Genomic DNA, 19,681 nt, shown 5'->3' on the forward strand with positions numbered 1-19,681 from the left:
CGATGAACAATATTTCTTAAATGAAAAAGCCGTGCCTTTCTGAGTATTTTTCATGCCATCTCATTCACGATTCCGCAAATAATATGTATCTTTGTAAGTATTCAACAAACTAAATACATAAGGTATGGCATACAAAGACAAATATATCCGTTTTGACTGGGCGGCGAAACGCCTGCTGCGTAACAAAGCCAACTTCGGCGTGCTCGAAGGGTTTCTCACCGTACTACTGAACGAGCCTATCCGCATCGTTGAAATACTGGAAAGCGAAAGCAACCAGCAAGAGGAAAACGACAAATTCAACCGTGTGGACATCAAGGCACGGAACAGCAAGGACGAAATCATCATCGTGGAAGTGCAGAACACACGGGAAATATACTATCTGGAACGTATCCTCTTCGGTGTAGCCAAAGCCATCACAGAACATATCGAACTGGGAAACCTCTACTCCGAAGTGAAGAAAATATATTCCGTCAGCATACTCTATTTTGACATTGGCAAGGGAAACGACTATCTGTACCACGGGCAGAATACTTTCGTGGGAGTACATACCGGAGACTTGCTTGAAGTCACTACCAAAGAAAAAAATGCCATCGTACGGAAACTCCCCGCACAGATTTTTCCCGAATATTTCTTGATACGAGTAAATGAATTCAACAAGGCAGCAGTAACCCCGCTCGAAGAGTGGATAGAATACCTGAAAACCGGAGTTATACGCCCCGACACCCAAGTTCCCGGTCTGGGGGAAGCACGCCAAAAACTCATTTATTATAACATGAATAAAGCGGAACAGCTTGCGTACGACGAGCACATCAATGCCGTAATGATACAGAACGATGTATTAAGTACTGCCAAGGATGAAGGGAGAGAAGAAGGAAGAGAAGAAGGAAGAGCGGAAGGAAGAGCGGAAGGAAGAGCGGAAGGGAGAGAAGAAGGGAGAGAAGAAGGGAAAAAGGAAGGAAAAGTGGAAATTGCCCGGAAAATGAAATCCATGAGCCTGGCTCCCGACTTGATTCAGAGTGCCACAGGATTATCCATGGAAGAGATAGACGGACTATAGAATTCAAAACCGGTTCCGCACGGGACAACGCCTCTCTATCTCTTTCCCAACAGCAGCACCCGCATCCCTCTGTACCGGCTCATCACCTTATCCGCCAGTACCGGAAAGAATGTGGCAAATACCGTAGCTGCGGGGAACACCAATACTATTGTCCCCACCCCTGCCATCTTCAGCAGGATTCGCCCGCCAGACGTACCGAAACCGTGAAACAGGTAGATGCTGTACGCATAGCCACCCAGCCAGGAAAAGAAACGGTTATACCACTTCATGCCCAACAACAGGAACAGTGTGGGAAGCACCGTCACCACATACAAGTCACGGGCTATCGAAGCCATCCCAGCAGATGAGAGCCAGACAAGTTGTATCAGCCCAATTCCCGCCAACGCCCCCGACCACAATGCCGAACGGACCTTCCAACCGGCTTGGCGGATATACGGTGCAAACCGGCAAGCCGCCACCCCCGCAAAAAAGTAAGGCAACTGCCCCAACGCACCCTTGAAACTGAAAAGATTAGGCAAACCATGCATAAAGCCCCGGTCATTCACCAGACTCAACAATACAGCCACCGTACACCACACGCCCCACTGCCGCAGAGTTTCCATTCCCTTACAGCGGTCTATCCACCACTGCGCTACAAGCATAAGGAACAGTGAAGGCAGATACCAATAAATGGTATAGGGAAAAACATAGATGCGCCACAACCGGCCAAACTCTCCTTTGCCGTTAGTGCCCGGCATGAAGTACTGCACCATGAAATAGAGCGTGCCCACCGCCGCCATCGGCACCAACAGGCGTAAAGCCTTCTTACGGGCAAACGTACTGAAACCGCCCGGAGCAGCAACCGGTTTCAACGCATACACCCATCCGGAAATGGCTGTGAAAAGCGGCATCTGTATATAGTCTATCCACACATACAGGTAACGCAACGGATGCGGAAAATCAATTTTCATCCCTCCGTCCGGATCCGAACCAATGACATGCCCCACAACCACCAGCAGAATGGCTATGCCACGCAATGTCTCAATGGACATATTTTTCTTGTTTGCCATATTCTTGTTTACAAATATCAACAAAGGTACTCAAAAAGAGCAGATTTTCCATCATAATATAAAACATATTTCCACACAATGGAAAAGATTTTTGCTTTTGCAATTTTCTACTAATTCATACAAGCCTATGATTAAAAAAAGTTGAAGTCACCATCACACTGGATGGTGAACTGTTCCGCAGATTCACAGAAAATCCCAAGGACACCCACACGGAATGGCAACGACACTCGCTCCAGACACTGGTCAGGGCTTTGCCGATGAACTATCCCAGGCCCGGTTCATAGGGCACCGGGAGCTCAGCCCCTCTTCCTTTTCAGGACAGAAAGCAGCATTTGCCATTCAGCCATACGGAACACACCGGAAACGGCAACATAAATCACCGTTCCCAACAATGCGCCTGCCAGAAGCTTTCCATAAGCAGCCAGGGGCAAAAACGTGACGAGATGCAGGCAAACTCCCGTCACTGCATTCAACAGCAGTACCGGTAACAACTCACGAAACTGGCACACATATCCGATACCGGTCAGTTTCCGGGAATAGAACATGATAATCCCCATATCAACAAAAGCATACAATACCAATCCCCAACACATAGCGGATACCCCCAAAGGAACTGTAGCGAACAGAATAGCGAAAGCGATGGATTTCTTCCAGATTTCGGCGTACAGAAAATAATCTGTACGCCCTTTTACATTCAGGATATTATGGTTGATTTTCATGACCGGATCCCACATGCAAGCTATACAGAGAATCTGCAGATAGGGCACTGCCGGAAGCCATTTTTCTGTCAGAACCAGCTCTACCAACGGCTCAGCCAAAGCGGTCAAAGCCACCATCACGGGAAAAATAAGATAACACGACATGCGCATATACTTCAAGAACATATTACGTAACTGAGGCATGTCATCCTGATAACGGCACTGGATAGGATAAACCGCCCGGACCACAATGTTCGTAAAGTTGGCAGACGGAAATTGGGCCAACGTATAGGCTCGGTTGAAAAATCCCAACTGAGCAGCAGAAAAATACTTGCCGATAATCAAGGAATAACAATTTGTGTAAGCTGTATGCAACAAGCCTGACAACATCAACTTAGAACCAAAAGAGAAAAGTGTACGGAATGAACTCCAAGAAAAATGTTGCCGAGGCATCCAACGAGAAAATATCCATAAAAAAACGACACGGAAAAAACAGTTCAGAAGGCTTTGCCAAACCAATGTCCATACCCCGAAATCATGATATGCCATCCATATTCCGACAAGTCCACTGACAAGTACCGACACCAACGAGGCACGCGCCAAGCGCTTGAAGTCCAAATCTACCGTCAGACGCGCCTGCTGTACAATACCCAGCGAGTTGATTACCAAAGTCAATCCCATCACACGAGTAACCGCAACGAGCCGGGGCTCAACAAAAAAAGCAGCAATCAGAGGAGCAAGGCCAAACAGACACAAATAGACCAGTATAGCCCCCGCCGCATTAAAATAAAACGCGGTACTGTAATCCCTCTCCGAACGATCTTTCTTCTGGACAAGGGCATTGGCAAATCCACTGTCAACCAATACTTGAGCAAGAGACATGAAAATTCCCAGCATTGCTACCAATCCATAATCATCCGGTGAAAGAACGCGAGCGATGACCATAGTCAATACAAACTGGATGCCCTGTACAGAAAAACGCTCTACCGCACTCCAAAACACACTCTTAACCGCCTGCTCCTTTATTGACATTTCAAATATTCTTGTTAGAACTTGGTTCATTTTTTAATAGAAGAATTCCCGTTCGGTGTCCCGCATTTCAGAAACTCACCTTCCTGCCTCCCATGAATTCCTCCCACCAGGTGACAAGTGTCAGCAGGTTGAAATATTGTAACGCCTTGTTCTGGCGCGCCCAAAACCAGCCTCCCTGTCCGGATGCTTCACGGTCATAGTCAGTCAAGAACTTCTCAACCCCTTTACGATTCAGATACTCCACATAAATGTCGGAAGAGAGAATAAAGTCCTTCAGCCGGTCGCGCTGCACCCGATCACGGAAAAACAACGGCATAGGCGCAAACCCGCCTTGCTTCTTTCTAGCGGTAACAGCTTCGGGAAGCAGAGGCTTATAGCAATGTTTCAAGAGATATTTCGACTCACAACGCCCGCAGGCTATGTCCCACACACTGTCTCCCTTGCACTTCATACTGACCGGCAACTGTTGCAGATACTCATAAAGATCCAAATCCATAAAAGGAAAAACCAAGTTATTGCCGAACATCTGTGCCATACGGGAAGCTTTATAGAGAATGATACGGTTGATGACAATTTCCAGATCGGAAGCCAAGGCATGCTGAATATAAAGATGCTCAAAGCTACGGATGTCTGCCCGCAAAGGCTTGAAGGGATTCTTGCCGTACTCCTCATCTTGCAGAAAGCCCCGCAATTCTGAAGAGGAGAAGCCGAAACGCTCACCTTCCAGGATATGGAGTACTTTATCCACCTGGAAGTTGAGGCGCGAAAGTTTACCGCCTGTATCAAAAGTTTTACAAGACAACAGTGCATGGAGGCCATGCAACAGTGGACGGAGCCCCATACGTGCCGCCAAATAGTGTAACGCCACCTCACGGCCGGATGTTCCGAAGTACTGGTCACTGCCGTCGCCTCCCAAAATCACGTCCGGCTTGTCGGAACCTATCATCCGCATGGCACAATAGTTCACCATAAGTCCTCCTTCCACAAAGGGCTCTTTCAAAAAGCGCACGATATCAGGCAAGAAATTAATCTCACTCCCGTCTATCTCGTATTCGTGATGCCGCGTGCCGAAAGTTTCGGACATCAGCCGCGCCACCGGCAACTCGCTCCATGCATCTCCTTTAAACCCCACAGAATAAGAGTCTATCCCGCCATCGTAGATACTGCGGAGAGCAGCGAGATTAGCGCCGGAATCATATCCGCCACTTAACAGAATGCCCACCCGACGGCTGTCACCAATCCTGCGCTGAATAGCCCGGACATGCAGTTCTCCATACCGGCGGGAACAGCTTTCCACATCCGGATGCTTGCCGGTCCTCACTTTGGAATCATACTCAAATACACGGCTGCGCTCCAAGCCATGAAGATCTTTTGAAAACCGGCCAGATAAACCGGACCGGATTTCCTTGTGCCATCCTTCAGCAGACACATGGAACTGTTGCCCTCCATCCAGAGTGAAAATATCACACATAACGCTCCTGCCTTTCTGCAAAATACCACGACGAAGGAAAGAAGACAACGCAAAGGCATCATAGGATACAGGTTCTTCTGAGCGCTCCGCCAAAAACTGCCAGGAGGTTGAAAAGTCACCGGTTTTATTGCAATAGACCGGATAATGCGTACCGTGATGGTCACGCACTACACCGCATTCATTCTTTGAGTAATAAACTATAGTAAACGAACCGTCCAAACGGGCAAACCCGTGTGCCGGATCGGCTAGATAGGCTGAAGCCGCCAACTTTGCATTACTGTCGTCGGGAGACTCCCGGAGTTTGTCCCGGTTGTACAAAGTACCGTAGAAAAAAAGGCGCAGGCCACAACCCTCAAAAAAAGATTCCGGTTCTTCTCCTTCCACACAAGCTACGCTCCAGTTCTTCAGACTGATTTTTCCATATATCATCCTGTTTGCTATTATATTAAATATCTCATTCTTTCACTCCGTGCCTGGTATGTATGAAGTTCTTGTTCGCTCCCCTCAACTTGAAGATATTGGCAGCCATCAGCAAAAATGTATAAGGCAGGGACAGGAGCGCAGTTGCCAAACGAGCGGTACAATATCTTTTCGGGACAGCAACCGACAAGGCAGCCACAAGTAATACAAGAAGCAGCCACCATTTTATTCCCCATGCCCAGCGATAGCATGTGAACGACACGGCAAGGAGAAACGTAAATCCCGTCAAGAGCAAACGGGGAATGGAAAACTGCTGGAACAGCTTGTCGCAAAAATCCCAGTTACGGGCAACGACAGCCTTCCCCAAATACCGGACAAACGTCTTGCAATAATGCCACTGTGCCGAAAGCCAGCGACGACGCTGACGGGAGAAGTCCTCCGTATTCTGTATTTTTTCATCGAATACAAAAGTCTCCGGCAAATAGTGAAAACGCTTGCCTTGATAGAGCAAAGTCAATTCCAGTTCACGGTCAAATCCACCCACCGCCTTTATGTTCAGCATTGTATCACGAAACAAATCGTAGCGAAACGCCATGCCAGAGCCTATAAGTGCCGCTGACAAGCCAAGTTTGGCATGTCCTAGACGGAAAATAGTATTGTTTATTTCTTCACTGACAGCATCAAGCAGTGCCATATCATTATTCAGGTTTTTCGCAACGCGATGGGTCTGCACTATTTCTACCCCGGGAGAAGCAAAAAAATCATTGATATCATTCAGATAACTATATGGAATAACATTGTCTGCGTCAAGTATCAATGCAATGTCATAATTATCACCCACGGCAGCCATAGCCGCATTCAGTGACTTGGACTTGGTACTTCGTTCAAAATGCACTTCTACCAGACGGATGGGGAGTGAAGCCAGAGACGCATTGGTTTCAGGCTGCATACGGTCGGATATGACTATTGTATCAAAATAATCAGCCGGATAGTCCTGCTCCAAGCAGGAATGTACACACTCATGTATGACAGCATCTTCGCGGTAAGCAGGAACCAATATGACAAAACGTTTATATTCCTTCGCTTTATCTGCTTTGGGCAATGGAGGCCGACAGCGTGAAACCACGCTATACACCAGCAAATACACCACGTTTATTACAAACCAAATGTATAGAAACCAATCAGATATATGTAATATATGTTCCAAAAACTACACTATTTAACCCTGTTGTTCATTTACTAGAAAAGGTGCCCATAAGGCATCCGTCACAAACTTAGATAAAAAATATTCAATTTATAAGCGTGACTCATAAAGGAATACCGATTATTCTTCTTTTTTGCAAAAGTAGGATTAAAAAACAGAATAGCAAACTATTTTCACTATCTTCGCACAACAGAATTAGACTGAATTACATGAAATACCCTATCGGAATACAAAGTTTTGAGAAAATCCGCCTTGACGGATATGCCTATGTAGATAAGACTGCATTGGTCTATCAACTGGCAAATACAGGCAGTTACTACTTTCTGAGCCGCCCGCGCCGATTCGGAAAGAGCCTGCTGATTTCTACTTTGGAAGCCTACTTCAACGGACAACGGGAACTCTTCAAGGGACTTGCCATAGAGAAGCTGGAACAAGACTGGACGAAGTATCCCATCTTGCACCTGGACTTGAATACGGGTAAATATGATGAAAAGCAAAGCCTTACAGATGTGGAATCGTTCAAAGACAATCCCATCGCGGTGATTTATCAAAGCGGATACCTCACGATAAAAGGGTATGAGGAAGAATTTGACATTTACCGGCTGGGATTTCCCAACAAGGAGGTGGCAGAGGGATTCATCAATTATTTGACACCTTATTATATGCCGGTGAAAGACAATGAATCAGTTTACTTCATATCAAATTTCATTGCCGATGTACGTACAGGCAACCCCGATCAATTTATGAAACGTCTTGCCACCATGTTTTCCGATACAGACTATAAGATTGTGGGAAATGCCGAACTATACTTCCAGAACGCTTTCTTCATTGTGATGCGCATGTTGGGATTCTACACCAAAGTAGAACGTCCCACAAGCGAAAGCCGCATGGATATGGTAATAGAGACGAAAGACTACGTCTATATCGTGGAGTTCAAACTGAACGCAGCCCCCGAAGAGGCACTGAAACAGATAGAGGAAAAGGGATATGCCAAACCGTTTGTCATGGACAGCCGAAAGTTGTATCGCATCGGGGTAAACTTCTCACTGGAGAAAAGATGTATTGACGGATGGATAATAGACTGATGCGTCTTTTTATCCCACTCCATGCCTCGTATGAATAAATTTTTTATTGGCCTCCCGTAAACGGAACAAATTAAAGGACATCAACAGGAACGAATAGGGAACCAAACAGAATGCCTTCAGCAGGCGCCACTTCCAGAAATGACGGGGAACAGCCAACACCAATGCCAACAATAGCAGGAAAAAGATTCCCCACCATTTATAAGCCAACGAAGACGCACACAAAGAGTATGCAAGTGAGATAATGAATGTAAATCCCAACAACAGTACACGGGAAAAGGAGGCTTGCTGATAAAGTTTGTCACAGAAATCCCACTTCCTTGCACGGATGGCAGGCAGAAGATGATGCACGAATTCACCTAAACTATAATATTGTGCAGACAACCACCGACGACGCTGATGATAGAAGTTGCGTACCTTCTGTATCTTTTCGTCCTTCACGAAAGTATCCGGCAAATAATGGAAACGGACTCCTTTATATAGTAATTCCATCTCCAACACACGGTCAAAACCTCCCACTGAAGTATTACTCATCATCGCATCATAGAACAAAGGATATTCAAAGGCCATTCCCGAACCTATCAAAGCCGCCGACATCCCCAGATTGGCATGTCCCAAACGGAATATGGAATTGTTTATTTCCTCGCTGACAGCATCCAGATAGGCCATATCTGTATTCAAATTCTTGGCGATGCGGTGGGTCTGTACCACCTGCACTCCAGGAACAGAAAAAGCATTGTTTACCTCGGACAGATAGGAAGAACTGATTATGTTGTCCGCATCTATTATCAGCGCCAGGTCATAAGCATCCTTTTCCAGATAACGAAGGGCGGCCTTCAAGGACTTTGTATTTGTGCTTTTTTCAAAGTCAACTTGAAGCAGTTTTACGGGTAGCGCAGACAATGCCGCATTTGTTTCGGATTGCATGTGGTCTGATATAACCACCACATCATATTTATCACCCGGATAGTTCTGTGCCAAGCAAGCGCGCACTGTTTCCATAATTACAGCATCTTCACGATAGGCAGCGATGAGTACCGCAAAGCGTCTGTAGTCTTTTCCCTCCACAGGTACAGATGGTTTACGACACCGCGAAGCCACGCTATACACCAGCAAATATACCACGTTTATTGCAAACAAAATATATAGAAACCAATCAGATATATGTAATATGTGTTCCAAAATCCACGCTATTTAACCCTGTTGTTCATTTACCAGAAAAGGTGCCCATAGGACATCCGTCACAAAGATACGAAAAAAGATACCGAGTGTGGATAAAATATACAAAAAACGTGAACATTGGCAATAAAAAAACGAGCAAGCTCTTACGAACCCCTCGCCTCTGTAAGAAAAGCCAAAAAGGCTTTTCTTTTAATCTGCATCAAATTTGTTACCCAAAAATCAATCTTCTTTTTTACCTCTAAAAAAAACAAATTTCAATTACCTCTTTTGAAAACTACTAATTTCAATCTTTACCTTTACCTAATTACCTATTTTTTAATCCAAATTCTTTAGCTTATGAAAAACTTAATTTCAATCTTTTTACCTAATAACTAATATCTATTTTGAAAACTGCTTTTTCTTTTTTTTAAAAGTAAATATTAAACTGTTTCCCAACAGCACTGCAAAGGTAAGAGGTTTTTCCGTGTCCGCAAACGAAAGGCCGGTTTTCTGTATGCTTTATAACATAGTTTTAGAGATTAAGCGTAAACTTTACACTTATAAACACTTCACGGACAAAAAACAAACCACCGAAGCACCGTAGCGCTTCGATGGTTGTCCCCTTTAAACACCTTTAAACAAAACGATTTCATGTACCATGTACAAATTACAATGTATTAAGTTACAAATCACAATGTACAACTTGCCGCGCAAATTACAGCACAATCCAAACGGTACATTGTAGATGGTAAATTGTACTTATTTTCTTGCTTCAGCAATATAAGCCAGAGCTTCTTTACATTTGTCAGTAACGTAAGTCCAGTCTTCAGCAGCCACTTTATCTTTCGGGAAGAGCTTGGAACCCATACCTACACAGAATACGCCTGCCTTGATCCATGAAGTCAGATTTTCCTGTGTGGGCTCCACCCCGCCGGTTACCATCAGCTTTGACCAAGGCATCGGAGCCAGCAAGCCTTTCACGAGTTTAGTACCCAAAACGTCACCCGGGAAGATCTTGCAGAGATCGCAACCAGCTTCTTGTGCGAAACCTACTTCTGAAACGCTTCCGCATCCCGGAGTATAAGCTACCAGACGACGGTTACAGATTTTGGCAATTTCCGGATTGAACAACGGACCTACCACAAAGTTTGCACCCAACTGCAAGTACAGCGCAGCAGTAGCAGGATCAACGATAGAACCTACCCCCATAGCCATCTCGGGACATTCTTTCGCCGCATATTTCACTACTTCCGCAAATACTTCATGGGCAAAGTCACCGCGGTTGGTGAATTCGAATGCACGGACACCACCGTCATAACATGCCTTTACTACTTTCTTCGCCACTTCTGCGTCTTTATGGTAGAACACAGGAACCATGCCGGTAGAACCAATCTTGTTCAGTACGGCTATTTTATCAAATTTTGCCATTTTGCTGTTTTTACAATATAAAATTATCATTTGTCATTTCCAGACAGAAGAACCTATTTTGCCGAATACGCCGATGCAGCACAACAGCCAATCATATGTCCTTTGTCTCTTACGTCAAAAATCTTAGCGTTGCACGCGTCCACTCGCGTCTCCCCCTGCAAGGGCTTCCACTTCTTCTACAGAAACGAGGTTGAAGTCACCGTTGATGGTGTGTTTCAATGCAGAAGCCGCCACGGCAAACTCAAGGGCAGCACCCTGATTAGGTTTAGTCAGCAAGCCATGGATGATACCGCCGGAGAATGAGTCACCGCCACCTACACGGTCGATAATCGGGTTAATGTCATAACGCTTGGATTCGTAGAATTCCTCACCATTGTAAATCATCGCTTTCCAGCCATTGTGAGTGGCAGAGAATGACTCACGCAAAGTAGAAATCACATATTTGAATCCGAACTCCTTGGCCATGGCCTTGAAAATGCCCTTATAGCCTTCAGCGTCCGTCTTTCCGCCTTCCACGTCAGCGTCGGGCTTGAAGCCGAGGCAGAGTTCCGCATCTTCTTCATTACCTATGCAGACATCTACAAACTGCATCAACGGCTTCATGATGGACTGTGCCTTTTCCTTGGTCCAGAGTTTCTTGCGGAAGTTGAGGTCAACGGATACCGTAACGCCATGACGCTTGGCAGCCTCACAAGCCAGACGGGTCAGTTCGGCAGCCTTATCGGAGATAGCGGGAGTGATACCGGACCAGTGGAACCAGTCGGCACCTTCCATGATAGCATCGAAATCAAAGTCAGAAGGGTCTGCTTCGGCGATGGCAGAGTGCGCGCGGTCATAAATCACCTTGCTGGGACGCATGGAAGCACCGGTTTCAAGATAGTAGATACCTACACGGTCACCGCCACGTGCAATGAAATCCGTCTTCACACCATACTTGCGCAGCGCATTTACCGCAGACTGTCCGATTTCGTGTTTAGGCAACTTGGTTACAAAATAAGCGTCATGTCCGTAGTTGGCACAGCTGACAGCCACGTTGGCTTCACCGCCACCATATACTACATCAAAAGAATCGGACTGTACAAAACGAGTGTTTCCCGGAGTGGACAGTCTCAGCATGATTTCACCTAATGTAACTACTTTCTTTCCCATAATCTTTTTATGTTTTTATTAAATATGAAATTAATTTGTTTCCTTTCAATTTGTCATACCAAGGCATAAATCCATGATAAACATCTGATACTATGGAGAGTAGTGCATAAAAGCATTTGTTCTTCATAGCTTTCGTGTGCGGGCACAAAGATACAACAATTTTTGAAATACAAAAAATTATCATATATTTGTATCGAAAATATTAAGATTATTATTGTGTGCGAGCACAAGGAAGATAACTTGTGAAATACATAAATGACTAATCGCAAAACAGTAAATTATACATTGTAAATTGTAAATAACCAGATGGCAGAAAGAATCAGAATAAAAGATATCGCCAAGATGGCAGATGTGTCAGTGGGCACGGTAGATCGCGTCATTCACGGACGCAGCGGTGTTTCCGAAGCCAGTCGGAAAAGGGTGGAGGAAATACTGAAGCAGCTGGATTATCAGCCCAACATGTATGCCAGCGCACTGGCTTCCAACAAGAAATACACATTCGCCTGCCTGCTGCCCCTGCATGAGAAAGGTGAATACTGGACAGAGGTGGAAACCGGTATAGACAATGCCGTGGCGACTTATTCCGACTTCAACGTTGCCGTGCAGCTCTCCTACTACGACCCCTACGACTATCATTCTTTCGCCGGGGCTTCCCGCGATATCCTGGAGCTGGAACCGGACGGAGTCATGTTTGCCCCCACCGTCCCGCAATACACCAAGCCTTTCACGGACAAGCTCGCCGAACGGAATATACCTTATATATATATAGACTCGAACATCAAGGAGGAGCCTGCCCTCTCCTTCTTCGGACAGAATTCACACCAAAGCGGCTATTTCGCCGCCCGCATGCTGATGCTGCTTGCCGATGAAGAAACGCAGGAGATTGTCATCTTCCGCAAGATAAATGAAGGCATAGTAGGCTCGAACCAGCAGGAACGCCGCGAAATAGGCTTCCGCGAATACATGCAGGAACATCATCCTGACTGCCGTATCTGGGAACTGGATTTACACGCCAAACGCGACAGCGAGGATTCGCAAATGCTGGACGAATTCTTCCGCGAACATCCGGCGGTGAAAAACGGAATCACCTTCAATTCGAAAGCGTATATCATCGGGGAGTATCTGCAGAAGAAGCAAAAAAGGGAATTCAACCTCATGGGTTACGACTTGCTGCAACGCAACGTGGATTGCCTGAAACAGGGCAGCATATTCTTCCTTATCGCCCAACAACCCGCCTTGCAAGGGTTTGACGGCATAAAGGCCCTGTGCGAGCATCTTATCCTGAAGAAAGAAGTGACTCGGGAGAACTTCATGCCGATTGACCTGCTGACAAAAGAGAATATAGAGTTTTATTATAATAAATAATTACAAGTACAAACTACCATCCACTATGTACAATTCAGCCATACGGACGCAGCCCGGCCAAACCGTACATCGCAAATGGTAAACGGTAAATTTTAAAAGATGGAAACAAAGTATTTAAAAATCAACCCTGCCGATAACGTCGCAGTAGCTATCACTGCATTGCCGGCAGGTGAAAAGCTCACTGTGGACGGAAAGGAGATCGTTCTGAACGAAGATGTACCCGCCGGACACAAATTTGCCTTGAAAGACTTTGCCGAGGGTGAGAATGTCATCAAATACGGCTACCCTATCGGCCATGCCAGGAAAGCACAGAAACAGGGTGACTGGATGAATGAAAACAATATCAAGACCAACCTTGCCGGACTGCTGGAATATACATATAATCCGGTAAACGCTGACTTGGACATCCCCAAAAAGAATCTGACGTTCAAGGGGTACCGACGTAAAAACGGTGATGTAGGCGTCCGCAACGAGATATGGATCATCCCGACAGTAGGTTGCGTAAACGGTATCATCAACCAGCTTGCCGAAGGCCTGCGCCGCGAAACCGGCGGGAAAGGTGTGGACGCAATCATGGCCTATCCGCACAACTATGGCTGTTCGCAACTGGGCGACGACCACGAGAACACCAAGAAGATTCTGCGTGACATGGTACTGCATCCCAATGCAGGAGCCGTGCTTGTCGTAGGCTTGGGCTGCGAGAATAACCAGCCGGATGTGTTCCGCGAATTTCTGGGAGACTATGATGAGGACCGCGTGAAGTTCCTGGTGACCCAGAAGGTGGGCGATGAATATGAAGAAGGCATGCAACTGCTGCGTGAACTTTACGACAAAGCCAGCCGTGACCAACGCGAAGAGGTGCCTCTGAGCGAGCTGCGCGTGGGCTTGAAGTGCGGCGGTTCGGACGGTTTCTCCGGCATCACCGCCAATCCGCTGCTGGGCATGTTCTCCGACTTCCTCGTGGCACAGGGTGGTACGAGCGTGTTGACCGAAGTGCCGGAAATGTTCGGTGCCGAAACCATTCTGATGAACCGTTGCCGCAACAAGGAACTGTTCGAGGAAACGGTAAGCCTGATAAACGACTTCAAGGAATACTTCCTTTCGCATGGCGAACCGGTAGGCGAGAATCCTTCACCGGGCAATAAGGCCGGCGGCATCTCTACGTTGGAAGACAAGGCATTGGGATGTACACAGAAATGCGGAAAGAGTTATGTGGAAGGCGTGCTTCCCTACGGAGAGCGCCTGAAGGTGAAAGGCCTGAACCTGTTGTCCGCCCCGGGCAATGACTTAGTGGCCGCCACTGCCCTCGCCTCTTGCGGATGCCATATCGTGCTGTTCACCACAGGACGCGGAACCCCCTTCGGAACGTATGTACCGACCATGAAGATTTCAACCAATTCCACCTTGGCAAAAAACAAACCGGGATGGATTGACTTCAACGCCGGCGTAATCGTCGAGAATGAGCCCATGGAAAAGACTTGCGAACGTTTCATCGAGTATGTCATCAAAGTAGCAAGCGGCGAATTCGTCAACAATGAAAAGAAGGGATATAAGGAAATTGCCATCTTCAAGACCGGAGTGACTTTGTAAATCGAGAATCAAAGAGTGAATATGGAGGGCGGTGCAAAACTATTTTGCGCCGCCCTTTGTTTTTCGTATCTTTGCGGCCGAATTTGGTTTCACCTAAACAATACAGCTATGCCAACAATAACCGATACGAACTCCAAGCCAAAGGGCGGCTGGTGGGCACTCAGCCCGCTGATGGTTTTCCTCTGCCTCTACCTGGTGACCTCTCTCCTGGTAAACGACTTCTACAAAGTCCCCATCACGGTGGCATTCCTGCTGTCTTCCTGCTACGCCATCGCCATTACACGCAGGCTGAATCTGGAGCAGCGCATCTACCAATTCTCCGTAGGTGCCAGCAACAAGAATATCATGCTGATGGTCTGGATTTTCATCCTTGCCGGAGCATTCGCGCAAAGCGCCAAACAGATGGGGGCCATTGATGCAACCGTGAACCTGACCCTGCACATCCTGCCGGACAACCTGCTACTGGCAGGTATCTTCATCGCGGCCTGCTTCATCTCGCTCTCCATCGGCACAAGCGTAGGAACCATCGTTGCCCTGACCCCCGTAGCCGTGGGACTGGCGGAAAAAACAGGAACCGACCTTCCTTATATGGTCGCCATCGTAGTGGGAGGTTCCTTCTTCGGCGACAACCTTTCATTTATATCCGACACGACCATCGCCTCGACCAAAACGCAAGATTGCGTGATGAGAGACAAATTCCGGGTAAACTTCTCAATTGTGGTACCTGCCGCAATCCTCGTACTGTGCCTCTATGTCTTTCAGGGACTGTCCGTTTCGGCGCCGGCACAAGTACAGACCATTGAATGGATAAAGGTCATCCCCTACCTCATCGTACTGGGAACCGCCGTGGCAGGGGTCAATGTCATGCTGGTATTGCTGCTGGGTATCCTCTCTACGGGAATCATCGGGATATGCACGGCCACCGGTATCCTCGGCATAGGCACAGCAGCCACGGAAAACGTCACCGCGGGCACCGCCTTCTTCGACTGGTTCGGCGCAATGGGCACGGGCATCACGGGCATGGGAGAACTGATCATCATCACCCTCTTGGCAGGCGGAATGCTGGAAACCATCCGCTACAACGGAGGCATAGACTTCATCATATCACGCCTCACCAGCCACGTCACGGGCAAACGGGGCGCCGAGTTCAGCATTGCCGCTCTGGTCAGCATCGCCAACCTCTGCACCGCCAACAACACCATTGCCATTATCACCACCGGACCGATAGCCAAGGACATAGCCCAACGTTTCCATCTGGACCGCAGAAAGACAGCAAGTATCCTCGACACCTTTTCATGCCTGGTACAGGGGCTGATTCCCTACGGAGCACAAATGCTGATCGCCGCCGGACTGGCAAGCATCTCCCCACTCAGCATCATAGGTAATTTATATTACCCGTTCTGCATGGGAGCATGTGCCATACTCGCTATCCTCGTGAGGTATCCGAAGAAATACTCGGGAGATTTATAATTTATGATTTATGGGGAGGGGATCAAGAAAATCCATCCACACCAACAAATAAATCATAAATCTTAAATCATAAATCAAAATTATTCCCTACCTTTGCACCCGCTATTACGAGTTAGTAGCATTATTCAAATCATTAACTAAAACATTTTTATTAAAATGGCAACAAAAATCAGATTGCAAAGACATGGACGTAAGAGCTACGCTTTCTACTCTATTGTTATTGCAGACGTAAGAGCACCACGTGATGGTAAATTTATTGAGAAGATTGGTACTTACAACCCGAACACCAATCCTGCCACAGTAGATTTGAAGTTCGACCGCGCCCTTGACTGGGTATTGAAAGGTGCACAACCGACTGACACCGTTCGTAACATCCTTTCTCGTGAAGGCGTTTACATGAAGAAGCACCTGCTGGGTGGTGTAACCAAAGGCGCATTTGGCGAAGCAGAAGCTGAAGCTAAATTCGAAGCATGGAAGAACAACAAGCAAAGCGGTTTGGCTGCTCTGAAAGCTAAAGAAGAAGAAGCTAAGAAAGCTGAAGCTAAAGCACGTCTGGAAGCAGAAAAGAAAGTAAACGAAGAAAAAGCCAAGGCACTGGCCGAAAAGAAAGCCGCTGAAGAAGCCGCTAAAGCCGCAGCCGAAGCACCTGCTGAAGAAGCAACCGAGGCTCCTGCCGAAGAAGCTGCCGCTGAATAACAGTAAGCACAGCATTATCACTAAAAATGGGATTAAAACTATAAAATCCTCTCCGGTTCTGACGGAGAGGATTTTTTATTTATTATCTTTGCCCCCCGACATATTTATTCATTTAAAAGCAATAAGCAATGAAAAAAATTACTTATCTACTCGCTGCCGCTGCTGTATTCGCAGCTTGTAACAGCGGAAACAAGGGTTACACCGTAACCGGAACTGTGGAAGGTGCTGCTGATGGCGACACTGTATATCTGCAAACTGTCAAAGGACGCCAACTCGTAAAACTGGACTCCGCAGTCATCGCCAACGGGACTTTCACTTTCGAAGGTACTCAAGACACTGCCGCCAACCGCTACATCACTTATAAAACTGCTGAAAAAGAAGGTGCAATGATGATGGATTTCTTCCTTGAAAACGGAAAAATCAACATCAAACTGACCGCCGGCGAAGGCGACTCGGCAACAGGTACAGCAAGCAACGACGCATACCAGGAAATCAGAACCCAACTTGCCGGACTGAACAGCCAGATGATGGCCATCTACAATTCCATGTCCGATACTACACTGACCGACGAGCAGCGTGAGGCCAAAGGCAAGGAAATGGAAGCACTGCAAGACAAAATGATAGAGACCACCAAAGCCGGAATCAACAAGAATATCACCAATCCGGTCGGCGTACACTTGCTGAAACAGAACTTCTACTACCTGGACGTTGCCGACCTCGATCCGCTGATGCCGCAGATTCCCGCCGCTTATGAAAACGACGAAGTCATCATCAAAATCAAGGACAACGTAGAAAAAATGAAAGCCACTGCCGTAGGACAGAAGTTCACAGACTTCGAGATGCAGACTCCGGAAGGTGAAAACGTAAAACTGTCTGACTATGTAGGCAAAGGCAAAGTAGTCCTCGTTGACTTCTGGGCAAGCTGGTGTGGTCCCTGCCGCCGTGAAATGCCTAACCTGGTAGAAGCTTACGCCAAATACAAGAACAAGAATTTCGAAATCGTAGGTGTATCTCTGGACCAGAGCGGTGAATCATGGAAAGAAGCCATCGGCAAACTGAACATCACTTGGCCGCAAATGTCTGACCTGAAATACTGGAACTGCGAAGGTGCCAAACTGTATGCAGTAAGCAGCATCCCCCACACCGTATTGATTGACGGTGAAGGAACTATCATCGCCCGCGGCCTGCACGGTGACGAATTGCAGCAGAAATTGGCTGAAGTAATCAAATAATCCGGGTCCTTACGGAAACCCGGAAAAGCAAATGACGCACTTCACGAAGGCTGATGATACAGGTCATGCCTTGTGAGGTGCGTCATTCGTATGTAAATGGCACTTGAAGGGGGCGATGGGGTGCGTCCTTTCAAGAAAAGATCCGTTCCGCCATGAGCATTCCCAGCCGCACGGTCTCCCATTGTTCCTTTTCATCCGCATCCGAAGGAGAAGCCAGTGCATTTGCATCCGGCAGGCACAGCGTAAACCGCTTCAAGGGAATGTAATTCAAGACACTTTCCGTCTTCGCCTGCAACTCGTCCAGCTCATCCTCATGAGGATAACGGGAAAGCACAAAGCCGAACACCGCCTCCTTCTCATGCAGAAACCACAGCAGGCGGTTACGGTCACAGGAACCGCAATCATAATTCAGAAAGTAAGCATCGGCTCCATGCAGCTGAATCAGCATTTCCGTAGGGGCATGGAAAGCGATGTACATCCCCTCGGGGCACTCGCGCAGCACACGGTTGTTTAACCGGATCGTATCTTCCATTACCACAGAATGCACACCGTCAAACTGGATATAACGGCAGCCCGCTTCGTAAAGTTGACCCAGAAGGACTTTATAACCGGCAGCGATGTCGTCCGTCAAAAGACGGATATCCGGATAGACAGCTTCCAGTTCCCCCCGGTCCACCCGTTGAAGAATCTGCGTCATCACTTCTGCCGGAGAGGGAAGATGCTGCTTGGACACCACCTCGTCTCCTGCCACGGAAATCAGAAAAGTGAAATCTTCAAAAACAGGATGCTGTTGCAAACCGATTCGCCGGGTGATTTCCAGCGCAGCCCCTTCGGAGAACGGACGGTCATCCTTGGCACGGATTCCCTCCCAATTTACCAGAAAATCACCATTCCGGAAACCACCGTCGGAGACTACCCTCACACCAGCCAGCTTCAGCCGTTCCACCAGATTGCGTATTTCCGCATCTTCAATCGCCCGCAAAGCCTGCCGGCTCATCTGTCCGTCTTGATATTGCCCGCGGGCGTCCCTCAAGGCACGCGGCACGCAGAAAGCCCCGGCGATATCCAGTTTAAACGGAGGAGATACTTTTGTCATATTTTTATCCTTTCTTTGATTTAATAAATGATACTTTGCCCTCATCCCCAACCTCTATCCTTTCCGGAATTTGGTCAGTGGCAACGGAGTCTTTATCGGAATGTTGGATGTAAAACTTCACTGCAGCGGGACTGTCCGGGAGTTGCACCCGATTTCCCTTTAATTGCTAAAACAGAAAGCCTTATGCAAAACGGCTCGTTGCAAATATAGCCAAAGAATTTGTAAATCTACTATTTGCCACAAATATTTATCTTCCTTTTACATTTCAAAATTAAGGACATCCATCAAGCACTGACAATTATCAACAATGAGAAACAATAAAAGTTCATTCAAAACAGAAGTTTCCCATTTTTCAGACAACCCACCCTATATATCAATAACTTAACACTTTTTAAATAGACAAAAGTTTCCCAAAAAGGAAAACATATCAAGAAGTAATGTAACTTTGTCGGCACAATTAAGTCAAACAATATAATCCTAT

15 protein-coding genes and 1 pseudogene are annotated in these 19,681 nt (G+C 47.0%); 8 read left to right on the top strand and 8 right to left on the bottom strand.

The annotated features are described in order from the left end of the window. Positions 1 to 124: 124 nt before the first annotated feature. Positions 125 to 1,057, top strand: a complete 933-nt coding sequence (locus HMPREF9446_RS04325) for an Rpn family recombination-promoting nuclease/putative transposase (protein ID WP_009124202.1) — start codon at positions 125 to 127, stop codon at positions 1,055 to 1,057. A gap of 35 nt (positions 1,058 to 1,092) precedes the next feature. Here the strand turns inward: HMPREF9446_RS04325 and HMPREF9446_RS04330 are convergent, their stop codons facing one another. After that, positions 1,093 to 2,106: an acyltransferase family protein gene (locus HMPREF9446_RS04330; protein WP_009124204.1), complete on the bottom strand. Its 1,014-nt coding sequence runs from the start codon at positions 2,104 to 2,106 to the stop codon at positions 1,093 to 1,095. Positions 2,107 to 2,300: 194 nt separating this feature from the next. Between HMPREF9446_RS04330 and HMPREF9446_RS19035 the strand changes: the two are divergent. Further along, positions 2,301 to 2,410 (top strand): annotated as a pseudogene (locus HMPREF9446_RS19035) (N-acetylmuramoyl-L-alanine amidase); the annotation flags it as partial. Here the strand turns inward: HMPREF9446_RS19035 and HMPREF9446_RS04335 are convergent. From HMPREF9446_RS04335 to HMPREF9446_RS04345, 3 genes are read right to left on the bottom strand one after another with little or no spacing between them, the layout of a single operon-like run. Then, positions 2,403 to 3,866, bottom strand: a complete 1,464-nt coding sequence (locus HMPREF9446_RS04335; RefSeq protein ID WP_009124205.1) for a lipopolysaccharide biosynthesis protein — start codon at positions 3,864 to 3,866, stop codon at positions 2,403 to 2,405. The pseudogene HMPREF9446_RS19035 and the gene HMPREF9446_RS04335 overlap by 8 nt on opposite strands. 37 nt (positions 3,867 to 3,903) lie before the next feature. Next, a complete protein-coding gene (locus tag HMPREF9446_RS04340) occupies positions 3,904 to 5,736 on the bottom strand; it encodes an asparagine synthase-related protein (RefSeq protein WP_009124206.1) in 1,833 nt (610 codons plus the stop codon). Between the two features lie 25 nt (positions 5,737 to 5,761). Then, a complete protein-coding gene (locus HMPREF9446_RS04345; protein WP_039968558.1) occupies positions 5,762 to 6,934 on the bottom strand; it encodes a glycosyltransferase family 2 protein in 1,173 nt (390 codons plus the stop codon). Between the two features lie 206 nt (positions 6,935 to 7,140). On the opposite strand from HMPREF9446_RS04345, the gene HMPREF9446_RS04350 reads away from it, so the two are divergent. Beyond that, a complete protein-coding gene (locus tag HMPREF9446_RS04350; protein ID WP_009124208.1) occupies positions 7,141 to 8,016 on the top strand; it encodes an AAA family ATPase in 876 nt (291 codons plus the stop codon). 9 nt (positions 8,017 to 8,025) lie between these two features. On the opposite strand, the gene HMPREF9446_RS04355 is transcribed toward HMPREF9446_RS04350, so the two are convergent. The 3 genes from HMPREF9446_RS04355 to HMPREF9446_RS04365 form a co-directional block, all read right to left on the bottom strand. After that, entirely contained in the window at positions 8,026 to 9,195 is a 1,170-nt protein-coding gene (locus HMPREF9446_RS04355; RefSeq protein ID WP_039968560.1) for a glycosyltransferase family 2 protein, read from the bottom strand. 738 nt (positions 9,196 to 9,933) lie between these two features. Next, positions 9,934 to 10,602, bottom strand: a complete 669-nt coding sequence (locus HMPREF9446_RS04360; protein WP_039968564.1) for a bifunctional 4-hydroxy-2-oxoglutarate aldolase/2-dehydro-3-deoxy-phosphogluconate aldolase — start codon at positions 10,600 to 10,602, stop codon at positions 9,934 to 9,936. A gap of 123 nt (positions 10,603 to 10,725) precedes the next feature. Beyond that, positions 10,726 to 11,751 (bottom strand): sugar kinase, encoded by a 1,026-nt coding sequence (locus HMPREF9446_RS04365; RefSeq protein ID WP_009124213.1) that lies wholly within the window; start codon positions 11,749 to 11,751, stop codon positions 10,726 to 10,728. A 306-nt stretch (positions 11,752 to 12,057) separates the two neighbouring features. Here HMPREF9446_RS04365 and HMPREF9446_RS04370 point away from each other — a divergent pair, with 306 nt between their 5' ends. The 5 genes from HMPREF9446_RS04370 to HMPREF9446_RS04390 all read left to right on the top strand — a co-directional run bounded on the left by HMPREF9446_RS04370 (position 12,058) and on the right by HMPREF9446_RS04390 (position 18,104). After that, complete coding sequence (locus HMPREF9446_RS04370) at positions 12,058 to 13,116, top strand: LacI family DNA-binding transcriptional regulator (RefSeq protein WP_009124215.1); 1,059 nt, start codon at positions 12,058 to 12,060, stop codon at positions 13,114 to 13,116. 99 nt (positions 13,117 to 13,215) lie between these two features. After that, positions 13,216 to 14,706, top strand: a complete 1,491-nt coding sequence (locus HMPREF9446_RS04375) for a UxaA family hydrolase (RefSeq protein WP_009124216.1) — start codon at positions 13,216 to 13,218, stop codon at positions 14,704 to 14,706. Positions 14,707 to 14,814: 108 nt separating this feature from the next. Further along, entirely contained in the window at positions 14,815 to 16,176 is a 1,362-nt protein-coding gene (locus HMPREF9446_RS04380) for a Na+/H+ antiporter NhaC family protein (RefSeq protein ID WP_039968561.1), read from the top strand. Between the two features lie 156 nt (positions 16,177 to 16,332). Further along, positions 16,333 to 16,872 carry a 30S ribosomal protein S16 gene (locus HMPREF9446_RS04385; RefSeq protein ID WP_009124218.1) on the top strand — a complete coding sequence of 180 codons (540 nt, stop codon included), beginning with the start codon at positions 16,333 to 16,335 and terminating at the stop codon, positions 16,870 to 16,872. Between the two features lie 128 nt (positions 16,873 to 17,000). Then, positions 17,001 to 18,104, top strand: coding sequence for a TlpA disulfide reductase family protein (locus tag HMPREF9446_RS04390; protein WP_009124219.1), 1,104 nt, complete (start codon positions 17,001 to 17,003; stop codon positions 18,102 to 18,104). Positions 18,105 to 18,234: 130 nt separating this feature from the next. Here the strand turns inward: HMPREF9446_RS04390 and HMPREF9446_RS04395 are convergent, their stop codons facing one another. Then, positions 18,235 to 19,200: a uroporphyrinogen decarboxylase/cobalamine-independent methonine synthase family protein gene (locus HMPREF9446_RS04395; RefSeq protein ID WP_039968562.1), complete on the bottom strand. Its 966-nt coding sequence runs from the start codon at positions 19,198 to 19,200 to the stop codon at positions 18,235 to 18,237. Positions 19,201 to 19,681: the final 481 nt, after the last annotated feature.

The organism is Bacteroides fluxus YIT 12057 (assembly GCF_000195635.1).
In the GTDB taxonomy this organism is placed as follows: domain Bacteria; phylum Bacteroidota; class Bacteroidia; order Bacteroidales; family Bacteroidaceae; genus Bacteroides; species Bacteroides fluxus.